The following is a 270-nucleotide window of genomic DNA, read 5'->3' on the forward strand; positions in this document are numbered from 1 at the left end:
CACCGTCACCCCGGTCAACGACCAGCCGGTGGCGACGGGCGGCGACACGTCGGGGGCCGAGGACGCCGCGGCGATCACGGGCACGGTTGGCGGCACGGACGTCGACGGCGACGCCCTGAGCTACAGCCTGGTGGCTCCGGTTGAGGGGCTGACCCTCAACAGCAACGGCAGCTACAGCTATGTCCCGGCGGCGAACTTCCACGGCGATGTGACCTTCCAGTACGTCGCCAACGACGGCACGGTCGACAGCGATCCGGTGACGGTGACGAT

1 protein-coding gene is annotated in these 270 nt (G+C 69.3%); it reads left to right on the forward strand.

Annotated elements, in window-relative coordinates; genetic code table 11:
* On the forward strand, positions 1-270 hold a 270-nt coding region (locus ACUXUR_RS26865; RefSeq protein ID WP_445505402.1), incomplete at both ends, for an Ig-like domain-containing protein.

This window comes from Microvirga medicaginis (assembly GCF_052658925.1).